This is a genomic window from Campylobacter sp. RM12651 (genome assembly GCF_022369475.1).
Classification (GTDB): Bacteria; Campylobacterota; Campylobacteria; order Campylobacterales; family Campylobacteraceae; genus Campylobacter_E.
The window spans coordinates 499,474-519,769 of record NZ_CP059600.1 but is presented as its reverse complement, the minus strand read 5'-3'; the positions used below and the strand labels follow the sequence as shown (position 1 = coordinate 519,769).

At 28.0% G+C, this 20,296-nt stretch carries 20 protein-coding genes; 6 read left to right on the top strand and 14 right to left on the bottom strand.

Annotation, left to right across the window (positions count from 1 at the left end; translation table 11 throughout):
• Positions 1-21: 21 nt before the first annotated feature.
• Positions 22-1,452 carry a type I glutamate--ammonia ligase gene (glnA, locus tag AVBRAN_RS02630; protein ID WP_214115760.1) on the top strand — a complete coding sequence of 477 codons (1,431 nt, stop codon included), beginning with the start codon at positions 22-24 and terminating at the stop codon, positions 1,450-1,452.
• Between the two features lie 30 nt (positions 1,453-1,482).
• Here the strand turns inward: glnA and AVBRAN_RS02625 are convergent, their stop codons facing one another.
• The 8 genes from AVBRAN_RS02625 to AVBRAN_RS02590 form a co-directional block, all read right to left on the bottom strand.
• The gene (locus AVBRAN_RS02625; RefSeq protein WP_214115761.1) at positions 1,483-1,830 is read right to left on the bottom strand and encodes a cupin domain-containing protein; all 348 of its coding nucleotides are present in this window, start codon (positions 1,828-1,830) and stop codon (positions 1,483-1,485) included.
• Between the two features lie 61 nt (positions 1,831-1,891).
• Positions 1,892-2,773, bottom strand: coding sequence for a glycosyltransferase family 9 protein (locus tag AVBRAN_RS02620; RefSeq protein ID WP_239803485.1), 882 nt, complete (start codon positions 2,771-2,773; stop codon positions 1,892-1,894).
• Positions 2,770-3,645: a lipid A biosynthesis lauroyl acyltransferase gene (locus AVBRAN_RS02615; RefSeq protein ID WP_239803484.1), complete on the bottom strand. Its 876-nt coding sequence runs from the start codon at positions 3,643-3,645 to the stop codon at positions 2,770-2,772. The genes AVBRAN_RS02620 and AVBRAN_RS02615 overlap by 4 nt, the downstream gene beginning before the upstream one ends.
• The gene (locus AVBRAN_RS02610; RefSeq protein ID WP_239803483.1) at positions 3,642-4,589 is read right to left on the bottom strand and encodes a glycosyltransferase family 9 protein; all 948 of its coding nucleotides are present in this window, start codon (positions 4,587-4,589) and stop codon (positions 3,642-3,644) included. Before AVBRAN_RS02610 ends, AVBRAN_RS02615 begins: the two co-directional genes overlap by 4 nt.
• Positions 4,570-5,559, bottom strand: coding sequence for an OmpA family protein (locus AVBRAN_RS02605; RefSeq protein ID WP_239803482.1), 990 nt, complete (start codon positions 5,557-5,559; stop codon positions 4,570-4,572). The genes AVBRAN_RS02610 and AVBRAN_RS02605 overlap by 20 nt, the downstream gene beginning before the upstream one ends.
• On the bottom strand, positions 5,552-6,631 hold the full coding sequence (locus AVBRAN_RS02600; protein WP_214150406.1) for a MotA/TolQ/ExbB proton channel family protein: 1,080 nt from the start codon (positions 6,629-6,631) through the stop codon (positions 5,552-5,554). Before AVBRAN_RS02600 ends, AVBRAN_RS02605 begins: the two co-directional genes overlap by 8 nt.
• Before the next feature lie 2 nt (positions 6,632-6,633).
• On the bottom strand, positions 6,634-7,683 hold the full coding sequence (gene fbaA / locus AVBRAN_RS02595; protein ID WP_239803481.1) for a class II fructose-bisphosphate aldolase: 1,050 nt from the start codon (positions 7,681-7,683) through the stop codon (positions 6,634-6,636).
• 9 nt (positions 7,684-7,692) lie between these two features.
• Complete coding sequence (locus AVBRAN_RS02590) at positions 7,693-8,502, bottom strand: peptidyl-prolyl cis-trans isomerase (RefSeq protein ID WP_214120118.1); 810 nt, start codon at positions 8,500-8,502, stop codon at positions 7,693-7,695.
• A gap of 74 nt (positions 8,503-8,576) precedes the next feature.
• On the opposite strand from AVBRAN_RS02590, the gene nth reads away from it, so the two are divergent.
• From nth to gltS, 5 genes are all read left to right on the top strand, one after another.
• Positions 8,577-9,218: an endonuclease III gene (gene nth / locus AVBRAN_RS02585; RefSeq protein WP_214115769.1), complete on the top strand. Its 642-nt coding sequence runs from the start codon at positions 8,577-8,579 to the stop codon at positions 9,216-9,218.
• Complete coding sequence (locus AVBRAN_RS02580) at positions 9,181-10,425, top strand: ComEC/Rec2 family competence protein (RefSeq protein WP_239803480.1); 1,245 nt, start codon at positions 9,181-9,183, stop codon at positions 10,423-10,425. Before nth ends, AVBRAN_RS02580 begins: the two co-directional genes overlap by 38 nt.
• A complete protein-coding gene (locus tag AVBRAN_RS02575; protein WP_214115771.1) occupies positions 10,422-11,222 on the top strand; it encodes a YihY family inner membrane protein in 801 nt (266 codons plus the stop codon). The genes AVBRAN_RS02580 and AVBRAN_RS02575 overlap by 4 nt, the downstream gene beginning before the upstream one ends.
• A 212-nt stretch (positions 11,223-11,434) precedes the next feature.
• On the top strand, positions 11,435-11,623 hold the full coding sequence (locus AVBRAN_RS02570; RefSeq protein ID WP_214115772.1) for a hypothetical protein: 189 nt from the start codon (positions 11,435-11,437) through the stop codon (positions 11,621-11,623).
• Positions 11,624-11,801: 178 nt separating this feature from the next.
• Positions 11,802-13,103 carry a sodium/glutamate symporter gene (gltS, locus tag AVBRAN_RS02565; RefSeq protein ID WP_239803479.1) on the top strand — a complete coding sequence of 434 codons (1,302 nt, stop codon included), beginning with the start codon at positions 11,802-11,804 and terminating at the stop codon, positions 13,101-13,103.
• 12 nt (positions 13,104-13,115) lie between these two features.
• Here gltS and AVBRAN_RS02560 read toward each other — a convergent pair whose 3' ends face one another.
• From AVBRAN_RS02560 to AVBRAN_RS02535, 6 genes are all read right to left on the bottom strand, one after another.
• Positions 13,116-13,421, bottom strand: a complete 306-nt coding sequence (locus tag AVBRAN_RS02560; RefSeq protein WP_214120123.1) for a metalloregulator ArsR/SmtB family transcription factor — start codon at positions 13,419-13,421, stop codon at positions 13,116-13,118.
• Positions 13,422-13,429: 8 nt separating this feature from the next.
• Positions 13,430-14,305: a permease gene (locus AVBRAN_RS02555; RefSeq protein WP_239803478.1), complete on the bottom strand. Its 876-nt coding sequence runs from the start codon at positions 14,303-14,305 to the stop codon at positions 13,430-13,432.
• 157 nt (positions 14,306-14,462) lie between these two features.
• Positions 14,463-14,801 carry a hypothetical protein gene (locus tag AVBRAN_RS02550; RefSeq protein ID WP_239803477.1) on the bottom strand — a complete coding sequence of 113 codons (339 nt, stop codon included), beginning with the start codon at positions 14,799-14,801 and terminating at the stop codon, positions 14,463-14,465.
• A gap of 93 nt (positions 14,802-14,894) precedes the next feature.
• A complete protein-coding gene (locus tag AVBRAN_RS02545; RefSeq protein ID WP_239803476.1) occupies positions 14,895-17,537 on the bottom strand; it encodes an autotransporter outer membrane beta-barrel domain-containing protein in 2,643 nt (880 codons plus the stop codon).
• A 365-nt stretch (positions 17,538-17,902) separates the two neighbouring features.
• Positions 17,903-19,450 (bottom strand): flagellar hook-basal body complex protein, encoded by a 1,548-nt coding sequence (locus AVBRAN_RS02540; protein WP_214115776.1) that lies wholly within the window; start codon positions 19,448-19,450, stop codon positions 17,903-17,905.
• Complete coding sequence (locus AVBRAN_RS02535) at positions 19,447-20,262, bottom strand: flagellar hook capping FlgD N-terminal domain-containing protein (RefSeq protein ID WP_214149753.1); 816 nt, start codon at positions 20,260-20,262, stop codon at positions 19,447-19,449. Before AVBRAN_RS02535 ends, AVBRAN_RS02540 begins: the two co-directional genes overlap by 4 nt.
• Positions 20,263-20,296: the final 34 nt, after the last annotated feature.

Genomic DNA, 20,296 nt, shown 5'->3' with positions numbered 1-20,296 from the left:
ATCTAACTTAAGGTTAAAAAAATGGCTAAATTTGTAAATAATGTTACCGAATTCTTTGATTTTTGCATAAGCAATGAAATAAAGTTTGTAGATTTTAGATTTACTTCTCTTGATGGCACTTGGAATCATCATACATACACTATGAAAAGTGTAACAAAAGATACACTTACTAATGGAATTCCTTTTGATGCAAGCTCATATAAGGGCTGGCAACCAATTGAAAAAAGTGATATGATATTAATCCCTGATGTTACAACAACTTTTATTGACCCATTTACAAGCGACAATACCGTTATTGTAATCTGTGATATTTTTGATGTTTATAAAAATGATTTTTATGAAAAATGCCCAAGAACAATAGCAAAAAGAACTCTTAAAATGCTAGAAAGTAGTGATATTGCTGATACTGCGTATTTTGGTGCTGAAAATGAATTTTTCATCTTTGATGATATTAAAATCGTAGATACAATGAATTATGCTATGTATCAAATAGACACAGAAGAAGGTGAATGGAATGATGGTAAGCATTATGAAGACGCTTATAACACCGGTCATCGCCCAAGAAGAAAAGGTGGTTATACTCCAGTTCCTCCTGTTGATAGTATGCAAGATTTAAGAGCTGAAATGGTTCAAGTTTTAGAGCGTGTTGGTATTGAATGCTTTGTTCATCACCACGAAAACGCACAAGGTCAAGGAGAAATCGGGGTTAAGTTTAATACTTTAGTAGAAGCTGCTGATAATGTTCAAATATATAAATATGTAGTAAAAATGGTAGCTCATCTAAATGGCAAAACTGCTACATTTATGCCAAAACCACTTCATCTTGATAATGGTAGCGGAATGCATGTTCATATGAGCTTATTTAAAAATGGTAAAAACTTATTCTATGATAAAAGTGGCTATGCAGGACTTAGCAAGACTGCAATTCATTATATAGGTGGGGTTTTAAGACACGCAAGAAGTGTAACAGCATTTACAAATCCAACTACTAATTCTTATAAAAGATTAATACCAGGGTTTGAAGCTCCATCAATTCTAACTTACTCTTGTCAAAATCGTTCAGCTAGTTGTAGAGTGCCTTATGGAATTAACGAAAAAAGTGCTAGAGTTGAAATGCGTTTTCCTGATAGTTCTAGTAATGTGTATTTGGCATTTTCATCTATGCTTTTAGCAGGACTTGATGGAATTAAAAATGAGCTTACTGCAGCTGGACCTATGGATGAAAATTTATTTAAATTAAGCCTTGATGAAATTAGAGAAAAAGGAATAGAGCAATTACCACATACTCTAAGGGGTGCTTTAGAGAGTTTAATCCGTGATAATGCTTATTTAAAACCTGCATTTACTGATGTTTGCATACAAGATTATCAACATATGAAGTTTAAAAATCAAGTTTGGCCAGTAGAACAACGCCCAACTGCATACGAATTTAAAACTACATATTCTTGCTAATTATTTAGAGGTTGAAAAACCTCTAAAGTATTAATCAATTTGAACGCTTTTTACCCTACTAAAATTATCATTTTTTGCAAGACTTAGTCTAATTATACTATCTTCATTAGCGATTAAGCTATGATTAATATTAGCAGCTACTTTTATACTCATCAAATCTTTTAAATTTATACTTTTATTATCAATTATAAACTCAATATCCCCTTTTAAAACCTGAACCACAATCACTCCTGGAGCTTTGTGCTCTTGCATAATTTTACCTTTTGGTAAAATAATTTGAATTTCTTTGTTCGCTTCATCATCATAAATTGGAGTTATTTTTAACTCACTTGAATTGCCTTGCCAATCTTTTACTTCATAAATTACATTAAATTTCATAAAATCTCCTTTGAATAATTTTAGGAGTATTTTACTCTTTAAAGAAATAAAAAGACTTGATTTATCTCATTTGTTCTAATACAAATTCAGGTGTCATTTGTTTCATACAATTGTGGTGCTTTAAAGGGCATACTTTTTTAGCACAAGGAGAACAAGGCAAAAACAATGAAAATAACTTACCATTATTACAAAAAGGATATGTTTGTTTTGTATTCGTAGGTCCGAAAAATGCTAGAACTTTTATATTAAAACTAGCACCTAAATGCATAATTCCACTATCATTTGCCAATAAATAATCAAGGCTAGAAACTGCTAAAGCCAATCTTTTAATATTAGTTCTACCGCACAAATTAATGGCTTTTATATTGTATTTTTTAAGCTCATCTTCAATAAAATTACAAATTCCAGCTTCATTCTTAGTCCCAAAAAGTATTATTTTATGCTCTTTAAAAGTGCTAGCAATTTTTGCAAAATAACTAGGCTCATAGCATTTAGCTGCACCATAATTAGCCCCAGCTGCTATTCCTATTAGTTTTCTTGTTTTAAGCTTTTTAAAAGGTAAAGCTGTGTTTAGTTGCTCGTCTAATCCAAGTGGCTTTATTAGATTAAAATATTTTAAAACTTGATGAGTATTATCACTTTTGTTTGCTTTAAAATAAAATTTTTTCTTAGCATTTAATATAAATAACAAAAACTTAGATGACAAACTTGCCTTAAATGAAATTCCTAAATCAAATTCTTCTTTTAAAGCCTTAATTTGCTTTAATCTTTGTTTTTTTATCTCTACTACAACTTCACCTAAATCCTTATAAAGCTCACAAGCTACAAAACTTCCATAAAAAGTAATTTTTGCATTAGGATATTTTTTAATTAAAGCATTAATAGCACCAGCAGCCATAATAGCATCGCCTAGCCAATTAGGTAAATATATAAAAACTTTCAATACTCATCCTCATAAAATGTCTTAAATCTTTTGTGAAACCAAAAATACTCACTAGGATTTTTTTCCCACATTTTTTTCGTGCATTCTAATTGATAAAAGCTAAGTTCTTCTATTGTTTTTTCACTAGCCTTTAATGGCTTAAAAAACTCTATACAATAACCATCGCTAATTTCATAAATATAAACAGGCAATAAATAAGCATCACACCTTTTAGCTATAAGACTTGCTGCATTGCTTTGAGTAACTTTTCTACCATATAAAATAAACTCGCTACTTTCTTTAATATGTGCGTCTTGATCGCTTACAATTCCTACTAATTCATTATTGTTTAAAGCCTTAATCATAGGTCTTAAAGCATTTGTTTTTTCTATTAGTTTTACTCCGAAATTTTCTCTATATTTAGTAAGTATGGCATTAATTTTTACACTCTCTAAAGCTCTTCCAATTATATTAATTTTACAATTATACTTAATAGCAACAGCAGATGGCAAAATCTCCCAATATCCATAATGTGCTGTTGTAAAAACTATTTTTGCATTAGCACTTAATAAATCTTGTAAATATTCTTCGTTTTTGAATAATTTTATTTGTTTTAATAATTTTTCTTGGCTTATATCTTGATTTTTTACCATTGATAATATATAAAAGGCAAATTTTTTATAAACTTGTTTGGTAATTTCTATACTTTTTGGAGCTTGTGTGAGTTTGCAAAAATGCTCTAAGTTTTTTAAGATTATATTTTTATGTTTTTTATTAATTCTAAATGCTAGGCTACCGATTAAATTAGCAAAGAATTTTAAAATCTTATTGGGAATTAATTTTAGTAAAAAATTAAAAAAATAAAAAATAAAAATATATAAATAATCTCTCATTTGCTAAAAACCTTACTAATAATATCTAAAACTTTTTCTTTATTTACATCGCTAAATTTATAAAAATAATGTTGTAAATTAGATGGACTTATTAATCTTTTTGCAGGTTTTTTATCACATTCGTTTAAAAAAGTTATATTAGGACGATTTAAAACCACAGCAATATGAGTAGTCCCGCTATCATTTCCTATAATTAATTTTGCTAATTTGCTTAAAAATACTAATTCATTTAATGAAATTTTAGGCAAGACTTTAGCATTTTTACATTCTTTTGCAATCTCATTTGCTCTATCAAGTTCTATTTGAGAACCCCAACTAAGCAATATTTTATAATCACAATTTTTACAAATATCAATCAATTTTTCTAAAGGAAGCATTTTATTTATCTTGCTTGAGCCATTATGTAATAATATAAATTCATCTTCTACTAAAGGCTTTATTTTATTCATAATATTTTGAGTTTTTATCTCATCATAAATTAATACATCGCTAGTTACCAACTCATCATTTTTAAATTCTTTTAAAGCAAAGCGAGTTAATTCAAGGCTTCTTTTATACACATTTTCTAAATAATCACAATTGCAATGGTTTTTATAAAAATAATAAGCTAACTTTTCTCTTAAGCCATTTTTAGAATATCCATAAGAATTTGCGCTCAAATAATTTGCTAAAAAACCTGATTTTATTCTTCCTTGATAATCAATACTAATATCATATAATTTTTTTAAATGTTTTATCTCTTTTAATGCTTTTATTGGGTGTTTTTTGAGTGGTAATGAATAAATATTATCAAACCAAACAAGTCCATCAAGTAAAAAATAAAACCTAGAATCTACAAAAAAATCAATCCTAGCTTTAGGATATGCAGCTCTTATATAATTAATATGCCATAGCATATGAAAAATATCGCCCATTGCACTAAGTCTAATTATTGCTATTTTCACTTAAATCCTTTGAAATTACGCTTTCAAATTCCTTGATTGCTTGTTCATTTGAAAATTGTAATTTTATTTCTATTCTTCTGCTTGCTTGTTTATCTTCAACGCCATCTTTAAATTTTAAATCATTATAGCTTTTGCCAACTGCTACAAGTAGTTTTTCTAATCTTTTATCATTATAAAACGAATTAATAAATTTCATAATCTCCAAAGCTCTTTTTTGAGATAACTCAAGATTATAAGTAAATCCACCAACACTATCAGTATGTCCTTCAATCACTATACTATCAATATTAGCTAGAATTTCAGGTGAGCTAAGCAAGGCATCAAAATACTTAATTAGAGTTTTTTTAAGCTCTTCTTTTGCACTATCTTTAATCAAATACTCCGCACTATCAAACAAAATACTAGCATTTAAGCTAATACTGCCTGAATTAAGATTGATTAAAATATCATTTGATAATTTATTTTGTAAAGCTTGAATTAATTTTGTTTTATTATTTTTAAGCTTTTCGTATTCAACCTTAAACCCACTCAATTGCTTTGCTAATTCGTCTATTTTATCATCTTTATTTTTTATTTTTATTTCAGTATCTTCAAGATTTTTAAGTAGTATTAAAATCTGTGCGTCTTTTTTATCAATATTACTTAATAATTCTTCCTTATTTTTTGCATTTTCATCTAAATTAAAAAGCAATTTTTTAATATAATCATTTGCATCTTTATTTTTATTTAGCTCATCGTTTAATGAAATATTGAGTTTTTCAAGCTCTTCATTTAAAGAACTCAAAAGCTCATCTTTGCTAATTATTAAAGCTTTTGATTCATCTAAATGTTTTTGTTCATTTTTTAGCTCATTTTGTGTAAAAATATATTTTAAAACAATAGCACTAAGAACTAAAATAAATACAAACAATAATCCAGCCATCAAATCAGCATAAACTATCCAAAAATTATTATTATCTTTATTACGCATTATTTATTTTATTTAATACCTGATTTGCTTCTTTGCTAAGGTTTTCAATATCAGCTTTTAATTCATCAACTATTCTAAATTCGTGTTTTTCATCTTCATAAATATTTTTAAAATCTAATAATTTAGCTTCTAAATCTTCTTTTAATTTAGCAAATTCTTTCAAGCTATTTTCAATTCTTAATGAAAATTCATCTATCTTTTCTTGCATTTGCTTAGTATTTTTATTGCTTAATTCTAAAGATTTTTGAGCTAAATTTGTATGAACTATCGCAATTTTTTCATAAGATTTAAATAATTCTTTAAAACCCGTAAATTTATCTTGATGGAGTTTTGATATTTCATTAAAAAACTCATTATCATAAAGCTTTGATAATAATAAATTTGTATTAGAAAATAACTCACTATTTTTTCTAAGAGAAATTCTTTCTAATTCTTCTTTGCTCCAAAAATATTTTTTACTATTAATTCTATAATTTTCTTTAAAATTATTAATTTTAGCAATACCAAGTCTTGAATAAAACATCCACCAAATAGTAAGAAAAATCCCGTAAATTGAAACATAAAAAGCAGTTGAAATTCCGCTAAGCAATAAGCTAATTTCTCCTTCAAGCGCAGCTGAACTACCTACTTTAAAATCAGGCATAGATATTGCAATACTTATAAATGTTCCTAAAATTCCAATCATTGGAAAAACAGCACTAGCAATATATCCAAATGAAAGTGGCTTTAGCTTATGTAAATAATTATCAAAAAATTCATCAAAACTCACATTAGCCTTACTAATTTCATCAATTCTTAAAGAATTATCTTTAATAAAATCTTTTAAATCATTTTCAAAAATTAATGAATTCTTTTTAATTTTTGCATATACACAATATTCATTTTGCGGTGCAAAAAACATAGCAAATACTAAGAGCACAGCACACATTATAATAGTATGTAATGGCATAATAAGTTTTATAATATTTAAATAAGCTAAAATCGCTAACACGAAGACTAATAAAGGTAAAAAGATTAAAAATAAAAAAGAAGAAAATACACTTTTCTTCTTTTTAACAATTATTGTTTGCAAGATTAATTCCTATTCATACAATTTAACTCGCTAAACGCTTGTAAAAGGCGTTTTTGCATAGATTTTTCTCCAGCAACTAACCACATTCTTGGGTCATAATATTTCTTATTAGGCTTATCATCACCTTCAGGATTTCCGATTTGTCCTTGTAAATATCCGTGATTTTTTACTTCATATTCACGAACACCATCCCAAAATGCCCATTGAGTATCAGTATCTATATTCATTTTAATTACGCCGTAATTGATTGCTTCAGTGATTTTTTCTGCTTCACTACCACTTCCGCCGTGGAATACAAAATTAAGTGGTTTTGCACCCTTTTGTAAATATTCTTGACAATTATGCAAAATTACTGGCTCAAGTCTTACATTTCCTGGTTTATAAACCCCATGAACATTACCAAAACTTGCTGCGATTGTATAATTTGTCCCAATTTTGCTTAATTCTTTATGAGCTAGTGCTACATCGCTTGGTTGAGTGTATAATTTAGCATTGTCAATATTTGTATTATCAACTCCATCTTCTTCTCCACCAGTACAACCTAATTCAATTTCTATACCGATTTCTAATGCGTTAAATTTCTTAAAATATTCGCAAGAAATTTCAATATTTTCTTTTAAACTTTCTTCGCTTAAATCAAGCATATGAGAACTAAATAAAGGTTTTTTATGAATTGCATAAAATTCTTTATTTGCCTTAATTAAATCATCTATCCAAGGTAAAAGTTTTTTTGCTGCGTGGTCAGTATGTAAAATAGCAACTACTCCATAAGCAGCTGCTACTTCATGCACATACTTTGCACCTGCAATTGCTCCAATTACTGCTGAATTAGGACAATCTTTTCCTGCAAAAAAACTAGCTCCGCCATTACTAAATTGAATAATAATAGGCGAATTTGCTTCACGAGCAGCTTTTAATGCGGCGTTTATAGAATTTGTTCCTACAACATTTACTGCTGGAATTGCAAATTTATTTTCTTTTGCGTAAGCATAAACACGCTCTAAATCTTTACCATAAATAACACCTGGTTTTACTAATTCTAAAACACCCATTATAAATCCTTATTTAACTTGTAAGCCTGAATTTTTAATCAAATTCTCAACTTCGTTTTTAATTAATTCTTTATGTTTTTCATTTTTTAAACCATTTTCAATAAATGGAGTTGCTTCTTGTAAGCTTCCTTGTCTGCTAGCTCTAAAATCTTCTCCTAAGATTACATGAAAACCAAATTGAGATTTTACAGGTTCTGAAACTTCATCTTTTTTAAGTTTTTTAGCTGCATTGAAAAACTCAGGAACTAATTCATTTGCACTCATATAAGGTAAATCGCCACCCATTGCTCCTGAACCTTTATCAAGTGATTTTGATTTAGCAAGTTCGCTAAATTTAGCTACTAATTTATCTCCTTTAAGACCTTTTAATTGTTTTAATATTTCTTTAGCATCAGCTTCACTAGCAACTAAAATATGTTTAGTTTTTACAGCTTCAGGAACTTTAAAATCATTTAAATGTTCATCATAATATTTTTTAATTTCAGCATCACTTACCTTGATACCTTCAAATTTTTTCAATAAATATTGTTGAGCAAGTAATAATTCTTTTGCACTATTTAAAGCTGATTGAAATTTCGCATCTTTATCTAATTTCATCTTTTCAGCTTCTTTAGCAAAAAGTCTTTTTGATAATACATCTCTTATTAAACCATCTTTAACTTCTTTTGGAAGCGCACTTACATCGCTTATTTGAAATTGAGCTAAATAAGGTGCTAAATCATCGCTTGTAATTTCTCCACCTTTATAAGTTGCAACCACAGCTGCATTTAAGCTTACACCACATAAAAGTCCTGCTAGAACTAATGAAATTTTTTTCATAATATCTTCCTTTTTCAATTGATTTGATATATCATTTTACAAATATTGTGTAAAAAAATAGTAAGATAGTAATTATGAGAAGAAGAGAAAAAGAAATTAAAAATAGATTTTTAAATAATTATAAAAACGCAAAAAGTGAATTAATTTTTAATAATGATTATGAACTTTTAGTTTGTGTTATGCTATCAGCTCAATGCCTTGATAGTAGGGTTAATCTAATAACACCAAGTTTATTTGCAAACTATCCTGATATAAATTCTTTAGCAAATGCAAATTTAATGAATATAAAAGAATTAATTAAAAGTTGTAATTTTTATCAAAATAAAGCAATTAATCTTATCAAAATGGCAAAAAGTGTTGTGGAATTTCATTCAGGAATTATACCTATGAGATTTGATGATTTAATAAACCTTGCAGGGGTTGGAGAAAAGACTGCTAATGTGGTTTTATGCGAGAGTTTGGGTGCAAATGTAATGGCTGTAGATACTCATATTTTTAGAGTTAGCAAAAGATTAAAAATATCAAATGCAAAAACTCCCAATGATTGTGCTAAAGAGCTTACAAAACTATTTAAAACCGACCTTGATAAATTGCATAAAGGAATGGTTTTGTTTGGAAGATATATTTGCAAGGCTAAAAAACCTGATTGTAATAATTGTTTTTTAAACGATTTATGTGATGAATATAAAGAGCAAAAGAACTCTAATAATCAATAAAAAACATTATTTTATAATATTTATTGTTTTAATTGCTATATTTTGTTTGCAAGTGCATTTGAAATTCTTAGATTTTTGCGAGTTTTTAGAACAAGATAGTTATGAGTTAAAAATAAGCAATAATTATTTAAAAACTAAAAATAATAAAAGTTATTATGTTCTAGCACTTGCATATAAAGATGTTTTAATATACACAACTACTAAAAAAGAAATTAAATCCAATCAAATCAGCTTAAAATTCGCAGCTAAAAATAAGCTTAATTTTTATGAATACTTACAAGCTAGATTTTATTTGCCAAGCTATGCTTTAGAAGAATTAGAAGAGATTAAAGAGAACGCATTTGTAAGTTATTTTATAAATCAGCACGAGAATTTAACTATGAAGCAATTTTTTGGAGCTTTATTTTTTGCAAAAAGCATTAGCAAGGATTTAAGGGATAGCGTAAATTACTATGGAATTGCACATTTACTAGCAATATCAGGCTATCATTTAGGGCTTATTTATTCCATATTTTTCTTTATATTTTCAATTATTTATAAGTATTTTCAAAAAAGATTTTTCCCATATAGGTCAATTCATTTTGATTTAGGAATAATTATTTTCATAATCTTAGCCTTATATTTTTATGAAATTGGTCTAGTTGCAAGCTATTTTCGCTCATTTATAATGGCTATTTTGGGATTTTATTTCATAATTAGAGCAATTAAAATTCTTAGTTTTTCGCATTTATTTTTAGCATTTTTTATTTGCATTGCTATTAACCCTAGCTTTTTATTTAATGTGGGATTTTTCTTCTCTTGCCTTGGGGTCTTTTATATATTTTTATTTATTTATCATTTTAATGCTAATTCGCTTACAAAACTAATCTGCCTTGAACTTAGCACCTTTTTTGCAATGGTTGCACCTGTTTTATACTTTTTTCCATTGCTTAGCTTTCAACAATTATTAGGGATTATTTTAACTCCTATTTTTGTGATTTTTTATCCTTTAGTTTTGTTTTTACATATTATTAATTTAGGAGATTTATTGGATAAATACTTATTAATATTTTTAGATTTTAAAATGTTTGCAATTAATTTTAAATTAGAATTTAAATATTTTTTCATTTATTTAATACTTAGTTTTTTATCAATTTTTCATAGGTATTTAGCAATTTTTGTTATAAGTTTGAACTTAATATTTTTTATTTATCTAGGATTTTTATGAAAAAGATTTTACACATTTTAAAAACAATCATTAATGTAAGTGATAAAGGTATTTTACAACACGCTAGTTCGCTTTCTTTTTATAGTGTTTTAAATATTATTCCGATTTTATCTTTAAGTTTTTTTGTATTCGCTCATATGCCAAGTTTTAAAGAACAAAGCAGCCAATTAAATAATTTTATATTTAGCTTAATTTTGCCAAACCAAGAAGCAAATTCTGTAAATTACATAGAGCAATTTTTACAAAATAGCACAAAACTTGATGTAGCAGGAATTATCGCTATGGTTTTTGCTTTATTTATGTTTTTTAATGCTTATGAAAATACCATCTCACACATTAGCAATACTCCTAAAAAGGGCTTTTTTTCATCACTTAGCACATATTGGTCGCTAATTACTCTAGCACCTTTAGGATTATTAACTAGCTTTTATTTAAGTTATAAAATTCAAAAATATATAGATGCAATAGGACTTAAGTTTAATTTCTTAGGAATTTTACCTTTTTTAATCATTTGGGCTTTATTTTTTGTATGTTTTCATATATCAATCAATAAACATTTAAATCCTAAAATCATAGCTCTAGTAAGCTTTTTAGTAGCTTTAGTTTGGAGCATTTTTAAAAGTCTTTTTGTATTTTATATATCACTAAATAAAGTATATGCTAGCATTTATGGTAGTTTTTCTGCTGTTTTATTTTTCTTTATATGGCTTTATTTTTCTTGGATAATTTACCTTAATGGAGTAAGAATTAGTTCTTTACTAAACACAGATAATGCAAAAACAAAATCAACAAAATAGGAACTAAATTCCTATTTTAAAATCCATAATTATTTAATTTAAATTATATAAATATATTTAATAATTTTATAAATATTTTGCTAATTTAAAATCGCTAATTTGACTATATATTAGGAATTTCAGAATATTTTTTCAAAATTTATTTTTTTTAAGTAAAGTTTAAGATTGTAGGAGTAGAATGCCGGCGCATTTTAATTAAAAAGGAAGAAAAAATGAAAAAGTTATTAGTTTTAACAGCTATCTTAGGTGCATTTAGTGCAGGTTTATTCGCAGAAGAAAATACAGACGCTACAAAAGTTCAACCAGTAGAACAAACTCAATCAGTAGAAAATGCTGATGCAAACGCACAAGCAGTTGCAGTTGAGCCAGAAGCAGAAAAAAAAGACGCTGAAAGCAAATAATTTCTAAGCTACCTTTTAGGTAGCTCTTCTTTATATATCAATCAAAACTTTATTAAATAAAATCTCAAAATTATTACAAAATTACTCACTTTTTTAAAAAAACAAAATTAATTGCTTATATTTGTAACAAATTAAATATTTTAAGACAAAATAAAGCGATTTAATAAAAGGAGTTTTAATGGAAAAAATCAATCTCGGTATTGCAACTTTGCTTAGCAATGATAATGGCACTAGTGTGCTTGAACTTAATTTTTATAGCACATTTATTTGTATTATGCTTGTCTTAATTTTGGGTAGAATAATTACTAAATATTCTAGCTTTTTAAGAAATTACGATATTCCAGAGCCTGTAACTGGTGGTATCATAGTAGCATTTATTTTATTCTTATCTAGTTATTATGCAAATTTTACAATCAAATTCGCAGAAGATATAAAAACCCCACTTTTATTAGCATTTTATGCAACGGTTGGGCTTAGTGCTGATTTTGATAGTATCAAAAAGGGCGGGAAATTACTAATTACTTTCTCAATTGCTGTTTTCGTCTTATTAGTGGTTCAAAACGCAATTGGTGTTGGAGTAATGAGTGCTATGGGTGAAAATCCATTAATAGGCTTACTTGGTGGCTCAATTACACTTAGTGGCGGACACGGAACTGGTGCTGCTTGGGGAGCTACATTTCAAGAATCACCTTATAATTTCGCACAAGCAACTGATATAGCAATGGCGTGTGCTACTTATGGATTAATTTCTGGTGGGCTTATTGGTGGTCCTATGGCGAATTATTTAATCAAAAAATTTAATCTAAAAAGCGATGAAGTAGAAAACAACGAAACATCAAGTGATGAAGCATTTACAAGTCCGCAAAAAGTAAGATTAATTACAAGTTATAGTTTTATTACAAGCTTAAGTTTAATTGCTCTTGCTTTAGTGATTGGTAATGCAATTGATTATGCGTGCCAAGCAGCAAATGTAGCTACCAATAAAGAAATTGGCTTTTTAAAATTCTTAGATAGTATGCCGACATTTGTATGGTGCTTATTTTCAGGTATTATTATTAGAAATGGCTTTAGCTCACTAAATATTCATAAAGTATTTGATAGAGAAGTAGGTGTGATAGGAAATGTGGCTTTATCATTATTCCTTGCTATGTCAATTATGACTTTAAATATCGTTGAACTTATAAAATTAGCTGTTCCGATCAGCGTTTTATTAATAATTCAAACAATAGCAATTATTATTTATGTAAGATATGTAACCTTTGTTATTTGTGGCAAAAACTACGCAGCAGCTTGCCTTGTAGCAGGACATTGTGGCTTTGGTATGGGTGCAACTCCAACTGCGATTGCAAATCTTCAAGCAGTAACAAATCACTTCGGACCTTGCAAAATAGCATTTATTATCGTTCCTATTATGGGTGGATTTTTAGTAGACATTGTAAATGCTCTTGTTGTTAATGGCTTTGTTGGATTTTTATTTTAATTCCTAGATTTTCTAGGAATTACATTCTTTTGGGGTTTTTAAATCAGGTAAAGTAAAATTAGCCTTTTTTAAAAGCTCTAAAATCTCTTTAGTATTTTCATAATTTATCTCATAATAAATAAACGCCCCACCCCTACTAGCTATTAATAAATCAGCATCTTTTAATATCTTTAAATGCCTTGAAATCCTAGACTGAAGCATTTCAAAACTCTCACATATCTCACATACGCAACATTTTTTATGAATATCTAAAAAAGCTAAGATTTTAAGCCTAGTTTCATCATTTATAGCTGCTGTATAATTTAATAAATTCTTCATTTTAATCCTTAATAAAATAAATAAAGTAAAATTCCAAAAATATTTGCCATTGATAAAATACTAATGATAAATATTATCATCATACGAATTTTAAACATTGACCTAAGTAAAATTAATTCAGGTAAAGAACAACCCCCACCAGCTATTAAAAAACTAAAAAATATACCGATAGGAAACCCAACATTTATTAAAGTTACTCCCAATGGAATAATCAAGCAAGTTTGTATATAAAGCAACAAACCAACAAAACTAGCCAAAAATATACCATAAATTCCAAAACTAGATAAATAATCTTTAATAAATTCAACAGGCATAAAATTATGCAAAAAAGCACCTATTAACATACCAAATAATACATAATAAAAAATATCATTATATGATTTTAAAGACTTGTATAAACATTCATACAAATTAAGCTTGGTATTTTGATTAAATTGAAATTCTTTAGTTACAATATCTTTTAATAGCAATCTTGCAGGTATTAAACCTATTAAATAGCTTATAATAAATACAAATATAACTATATAAATAATGTAATAAAAAGTTATGCTAAAACCAAATGCACTAAGTAGCATAGTAATTAGCATAGGATTAATTAATGGCGAAGTTAGTAAAAAAGCACTAGCTACTCCGTGATTAATATTGTTTTTAATTAAAGAATTAAAAACAGGTATAGTTGAACAAGAACAAAAAGTAGTAATTGAGCCTAAAAATATTGCTATAAAATATGAAAAAACATTATTTTTTAAATATTTATTAAAGCTATATCTTGAATTAATATAAAACATAATCATATTGATAAAAATAAATAAAAAGCTTATTTCAGCAGTTAAAAACAAAAACTCATAAAAAGTTTCTAATAATTTCTCACTTGTAAATTCCATAAAAATCCTTTTTCAAAATAAAATAATTTTGAAAATTTATTATAGTATTCTAAATATCAAGTTATCTTGATATATTATAAATATATTAAATACTTTTCACAAGATTTCAATCAAAATAGCTATGAGAATTTAAAAATTAAGAATTTTTATAAATATTTTAATTACTAATACAATTTTTACTATTTTTAAGCTTCTTTTTAGGATTTGGCAATTCATCAACCATTGCTATTACAATCATACTCAAAAGCTCTTTATCTTCTTTATCAAACAAAACCATCTCATTTTTTGCACCCTTAAAAGGCAATAAAAAAGTAGGTTCATTTAAGTATTTCAACACTGATTTTGTAGGTTTTAATAGTAATTGATTATCAAAAATACCACCTATAACCTTATCTTTATAATACAGCATATATTCACTAAACATATATTTATATCTTATATTCAATCCATCAAATAAGTCTAAAACATACTCCAAATAATCCTTACTTGTAGCCATCAAAACTCCTTTAATAATTTAAATATAAAAATATCATACTAAATTATTTTTATTTTAAAGCCTAAGGTTTAAATACCTTAAGCTTTAAACAAATTAGAATGTATATCTAATAACTGCATTTACTTCATAGTCTTTTTTGAACTTACTTCCGAAGCTCTTTTCTACGCCTAAATTAATTCTTAGATTATCATTTACTTTATAGCTACCACCTACACTTGCAAATCCGTGATTATTGCTATTTAACTTAGTTTTAGCTTTTGCATCAATTCCATTTACGATATTGTTGATTACTATATCAGCTTCTTGTTTTTTCGCATTAACTACAGCACCAACTCCAGCTCTAAATACAAAGTCTTTATGTTCTATACCTGTATAAACTTGTGGCTTAATCATAATTGGCGTAAATGATTTAACACTTATTGTATTAGCCTTACTCTTAGCTTCATATTTACCTACACGACCAGTGATTATTTCTAAACTTGGCTCTACATAAGCTTTTTCATTAATCTTAGCTCTATATCCACCTTCAACGCTTAATAATACAGAGTTTTGTTTTTTAAACTCTACGCCAGTCTTTTTAAAGCTTGTATTTGCATATTTTAAAACGCTATCAACAAATAAACCATTATTATGGATATAACTTCCATATACACCAATATTAAAGCCATTTGCCTTAGTATCAGCATTAACTTTATCAAATCCTATCATTGCACCAGTTATCACATCAGCATCGCTTAAATTACTCATCTTATCAGCACCAAATTGAGTTGAGTAGAAATTAATATGATTGCTACTATCGCTAAATCTTCCGCCATAAGCTCTAAACCAAGTTCCAATATCAGAATTTAATCCCCTAATCTCACCTAAACGCTTATTCATATTATTAATTTGCACATTAAACGCACCTAGAGCATTGCTTGTGATATTTGATTTTTCATTATCAATTACTTTTGTTGCTATTGCATTTGCTGCTGTTTGAACTTTTGCTTTTGTAGTAGCGTCTAAATTATTTGCATTAAATGTCGCTAAATCTTTTACTCCGCTATCTACTAGGATAGTTACAAGTTCATTTACTTTATCTTTTGCCATATTTCCTAGATTGCCTAGATTTTTTACTATTTCTTCTGTTTGTTTGATTAGTTGCTCTTTTTTAACTTCTTCAGGAGATTTCTCTGGGACAGCTGGTGTGCTTACATCAGGTTTGATTGGTTTAGTAGCTTCATCTTTTTTGCTATCTTCTTCACCTTTATTTGCATCTTCTTTATTTGTATCTTCTTTGCTTGATTCTGGCTCTTTAACTTCTTCTTTTTTATCTTCAGTTTTTGGAACTTCATCTACTTTTGGAGTATCTTCAGCTTTTAAACCATCTTCTTTACTTGCTTCATCTTTTTGATTTTCATCTACTTGACCTTCTTTCTTCGGCTCATCAGGGTCTTTTGTATCTACAGAAGGTTCTTTATTTTCAACAGAAGGTTCTTTATTTTCAACTGAAGGTTCTTTATTCTCTACAGAAGGTTCTTTATTTTCAACTGAAGGTTCTTTATTTTCAACTGAAGGTTCTTTATTTTCAACTGAAGGTTCTTTATTCTCTACAGAAGGTTCCTTATTCTCTACAGAAGGTTCTTTATTTTCAACTGAAGGTTCTTTATTTTCAACTGAAGGTTCCTTATTCTCTACAGAAGGTTCCTTATTCTCTACAGAAGGTTCTTTATTTTCAACTGAAGGTTCCTTATTCTCTACAGAAGGTTCTTTATTTTCAACTGAAGGTTCCTTATTCTCTACAGAAGGTTCCTTATTCTCTACAGAAGGTTCCTTATTTTCAACTGAAGGTTCCTTATTCTCTACAGAAGGTTCTTTATTTTCAACTGAAGGTTCCTTATTCTCTACAGAAGGTTCTTTATTTTCAACTGAAGGTTCCTTATTCTCTACAGAAGGTTCCTTGTTTTCAACAGAAGGTTCCTTATTCTCTACAGAAGGTTCTTTATTTTCAACTGAAGGTTCTTTATTTTCAACTGAAGGTTCCTTATTCTCTACAGAAGGTTCCTTATTCTCTACAGAAGGTTCTTTATTTTCAACTGAAGGTTCCTTATTCTCTACAGAAGGTTCCTTATTTTCAACTGAAGGTTCCTTGTTTTCAACAGAAGGTTCCTTATTCTCTACAGAAGGTTCTTTATTTTCAACTGAAGGTTCTTTATTTTCAACTGAAGGTTCTTTATTCTCTACAGAAGGTTCCTTATTCTCTACAGAAGGTTCTTTATTCTCTACAGAAGGTTCTTTATTTTCAACTGAAGGTTCTTTATTTTCAACTGAAGGTTCTTTATTTTCAACTGAAGGTTCTTTATTTTCAACTGAAGGTTCTTTATTCTCTACAGAAGGTTCCTTATTCTCTACAGAAGGTTCTTTATTTTCAACTGAAGGTTCCTTATTCTCTACAGAAGGTTCCTTATTCTCTACAGAAGGTTCTTTATTTTCAACTGAAGGTTCTTTATTCTCTACAGAAGGTTCCTTATTCTCTACAGAAGGTTCTTTATTTTCAGCAGTTGGAGTTCCAGTTGAGTTTGAAGGTGATGAATTTATACCTTGCGAGTTTGCTTCATTCTGTTTTACTATTGGTGTGTTTTGATTTGAAGTTTGTGGCTCATCAGCAATTAAGCCTTGAGAGAAAATTAATGCACTAGCTGCAAGAGATAACTTTAAAATACCCCCCCCAGCAACAGGTTTGTTACGTTTTTTCATTGTGTCTCCTTTGAATAAATTTGCACGAGAACTATATATTTAATTTATTAAACAAAACTTAAACATATACAAATTATGATTTTTTAAATTATATTTTATTCATAAAATTTTTCTTAAAATCCCTAGTTACAATACTTTCTTCAAATTTCAAAATATTAATAAAAATTAATTTATATATTAAAAGCTAAAGAAAATAAAAATTAACTTTATTTAAAAAGATAATAACACAAAAATACATATTTTAAATTCTAAATTACTTATAAAACACACAATTTTTAAATATTTTTATACTAAATAATTTATTTAAAATATATTTTTAATTATATTTAACACGAAAAATTGTGCTAAATATAATTTATTTTGTATTATTTTTTCATCTCTATTGCGCGTTTTAGCATTTGATCGGCTGTTGTGATACTCTTAGCGTTTGCTTCATAAGCCTTTTGAAAAATAATCACTTGAGTAAGCTCCGTGCCTAAATCCACATTGCTTTGCTCTAAATAATTTGATTTGATTTTATATGAGTTTATTACATTACCATTTGCGTCGGTAAAAAATATAGGATTTCCACTATCAGGAGTAGTGCTGAACTCATTTTCTCCATTTTTATGTAAGCCTTGCTCATTTACGAAATTAAACACTGCAAACTTAGCTACAGCTTGAGATTTACCATTAGTAAAATTAGCTAATATATTGCCCCTTTCATCAATAGCGTAATCTTTTAAAACTCCTGCTGGATAGCCGTTTGCTTCTACATAACGCTCTATTTTTGCATTATCAATACAAGTTAATCCATCATATCCACCCTTACCATCAACTCTTGGGCTTCCTAGATTTAGATTTATTCCATCTATTTGATTTAATTCATTTGTATTTAATGAACCATCGGTATTAAAAATAATATTCCCACTAGCTTCACTAATAGTATTTCCTTGAGTATCTTTTAAAATAGCAGTAGCTTTAAAATTAAGCTTATCAATAGCTTGTATTTGCAAATCAATTTTTCTAATATTTCCATTCGCATCATAAGTTGCTATATCAAATTTATTATTAGCACCTACATTAATAGTCTTTACTTGCCTTGCACTAAAGCTATTTACATTCCCGCTAATTGTCTTTTCTAAATTCCCAAACTCATCAGCAAATGCTTCTATAGTATCGCTTCCATCTCCCCTATCAACTTCTAATAAAATTCTAGCATTAGGCTCAAGATTACTTGCTTTAAAAGTGCTTTTATTATTATCAATTTCTAATTCAATATTATCAAGATTTATATACTTATCTTCTTCGTGAAAAGCATTGCTAAGATTTGCTTTAATATTTACATTTGTAGTTGCTACTGCATTCATAAAAAGTGTTCTTGGCAATGTTATAGGAGTTTGTGCGTTTGGTGCGTTTAGTTTAATATCTAAATCATTATTAGATATTGTAAAACCAGCATTTGAACTAACTTTTCCAAACATTTCTTTAATATTTTCACTCATAGCACTCGCATTAAATCCAGCATTCATAGTCCCTAGCACAAATCTTCCAAAACTATCAACCAAATTAAAATCGCTATCAATATTAAAAGCCCCATTTCTAGTATAATAAGTATTACCATCGTAATCTTTTATGCCATAAAATCCCTTGCCTTCAAGTGCTACATCAAAGGTATTTTGACTAGAAACTAATGCTCCTTGTTTTTGAGAAAAAGTTGAGCTTAAACCACTTGCAGCAAGTCCGACTTGATTTGCCCCAAAATTATTTAAGCCACCAACATCATTGCCTGTTTGATAAAATATGTCTTTAAATTCAGGCATAGCAGCCTTGTAGCCAACGGTGTTTATGTTTGAAATGTTATTAGCTAATAAATCCATTCCAAAACTATGAGTTTTTACTCCACTAACCCCGTTATAAAATGAACGCATCATAGTTTTTCATCCTGAAATTGTGCTATATCATCAAAGCTGATTTTAATACCAGAAGCGTTTAAATAAGCCTTACCATCTTCAAAAGTAACCCCATCAACCTTAAAATAACCACTAGGAATTTGAACTATATTTCCGTGTTCATCTTCATATTGAGCTACGAATTTAAAATCACCCTTCTCTCTAATAGTTCCATCTTCATATCTAGTATCCCAAATAAAATTATTATTACCTTTTTGAATAATGTCTTTATCAACTTTAATTGCGTCAATTTGCTCTTTATTTGAGTTAAATACACCTATTACTACATCATTTGGAGCACCATTTGGAAAGTATAAGTTAAACGGCAAATCAACAGCCTTACCATCGTGAGTAAAGGTATCTTTTTTAAGCACAGCCATTTTACCAACCGCATTAATCATACCAATTCCTACACTATTGCTAAGTAATTCCATTCTCTTAGCTAATTCATCCATAGTTTTATTAGTTTTTTCTTGAGTTTCAAGAGCTGCTAGTTGGCTTGTTTGAGTTAGCATTTTATCACTATCCATTGGACTTGTTGGGTCTTGATGCTTTAATTCTTCAAGCAATAATCTCATAAAAGCTTCTTGAGAAATCTTAGAATTTGGATTAGTCCCATCGGCTTCTTTTAAGGCTTTTGCATCTGCTTCTTGCTTTTTTACATCACTTGTATGAATGGTATTATCAAGACTAAAGCCCTCTGATTTTTGCTTATCAGAAAGCGTATTAGCATTTTGTGCAGCGATACTTGTATTAACACTCATAGCAGTATTATTCATAGGTGAAATTGCCATTTTCTATCCTTGTTTAAAAATATTTTTACTTATA

What these genes read in the sequence shown, in the direction of transcription:
- AVBRAN_RS02580 (WP_239803480.1), top strand. Translation starts at nt 9,181, where the DNA reads ATGAATATAAAGAGCAAAAGAACTCTAATAATCAATAAAAAACATTAT.
- AVBRAN_RS02625 (WP_214115761.1), bottom strand. Translation starts at nt 1,830, where the DNA reads ATGAAATTTAATGTAATTTATGAAGTAAAAGATTGGCAAGGCAATTCA.
- AVBRAN_RS02615 (WP_239803484.1), bottom strand. Translation starts at nt 3,645, where the DNA reads ATGAGAGATTATTTATATATTTTTATTTTTTATTTTTTTAATTTTTTA.
- AVBRAN_RS02605 (WP_239803482.1), bottom strand. Translation starts at nt 5,559, where the DNA reads ATGCGTAATAAAGATAATAATAATTTTTGGATAGTTTATGCTGATTTG.
- AVBRAN_RS02570 (WP_214115772.1), top strand. Translation starts at nt 11,435, where the DNA reads ATGAAAAAGTTATTAGTTTTAACAGCTATCTTAGGTGCATTTAGTGCA.
- AVBRAN_RS02590 (WP_214120118.1), bottom strand. Translation starts at nt 8,502, where the DNA reads ATGAAAAAAATTTCATTAGTTCTAGCAGGACTTTTATGTGGTGTAAGC.
- nth (WP_214115769.1), top strand. Translation starts at nt 8,577, where the DNA reads ATGAGAAGAAGAGAAAAAGAAATTAAAAATAGATTTTTAAATAATTAT.
- AVBRAN_RS02560 (WP_214120123.1), bottom strand. Translation starts at nt 13,421, where the DNA reads ATGAAGAATTTATTAAATTATACAGCAGCTATAAATGATGAAACTAGG.
- AVBRAN_RS02555 (WP_239803478.1), bottom strand. Translation starts at nt 14,305, where the DNA reads ATGGAATTTACAAGTGAGAAATTATTAGAAACTTTTTATGAGTTTTTG.
- AVBRAN_RS02550 (WP_239803477.1), bottom strand. Translation starts at nt 14,801, where the DNA reads ATGGCTACAAGTAAGGATTATTTGGAGTATGTTTTAGACTTATTTGAT.
- AVBRAN_RS02540 (WP_214115776.1), bottom strand. Translation starts at nt 19,450, where the DNA reads ATGATGCGTTCATTTTATAACGGGGTTAGTGGAGTAAAAACTCATAGT.
- AVBRAN_RS02575 (WP_214115771.1), top strand. Translation starts at nt 10,422, where the DNA reads ATGAAAAAGATTTTACACATTTTAAAAACAATCATTAATGTAAGTGAT.
- glnA (WP_214115760.1), top strand. Translation starts at nt 22, where the DNA reads ATGGCTAAATTTGTAAATAATGTTACCGAATTCTTTGATTTTTGCATA.
- gltS (WP_239803479.1), top strand. Translation starts at nt 11,802, where the DNA reads ATGGAAAAAATCAATCTCGGTATTGCAACTTTGCTTAGCAATGATAAT.
- AVBRAN_RS02545 (WP_239803476.1), bottom strand. Translation starts at nt 17,537, where the DNA reads ATGAAAAAACGTAACAAACCTGTTGCTGGGGGGGGTATTTTAAAGTTA.
- fbaA (WP_239803481.1), bottom strand. Translation starts at nt 7,683, where the DNA reads ATGGGTGTTTTAGAATTAGTAAAACCAGGTGTTATTTATGGTAAAGAT.
- AVBRAN_RS02535 (WP_214149753.1), bottom strand. Translation starts at nt 20,262, where the DNA reads ATGGCAATTTCACCTATGAATAATACTGCTATGAGTGTTAATACAAGT.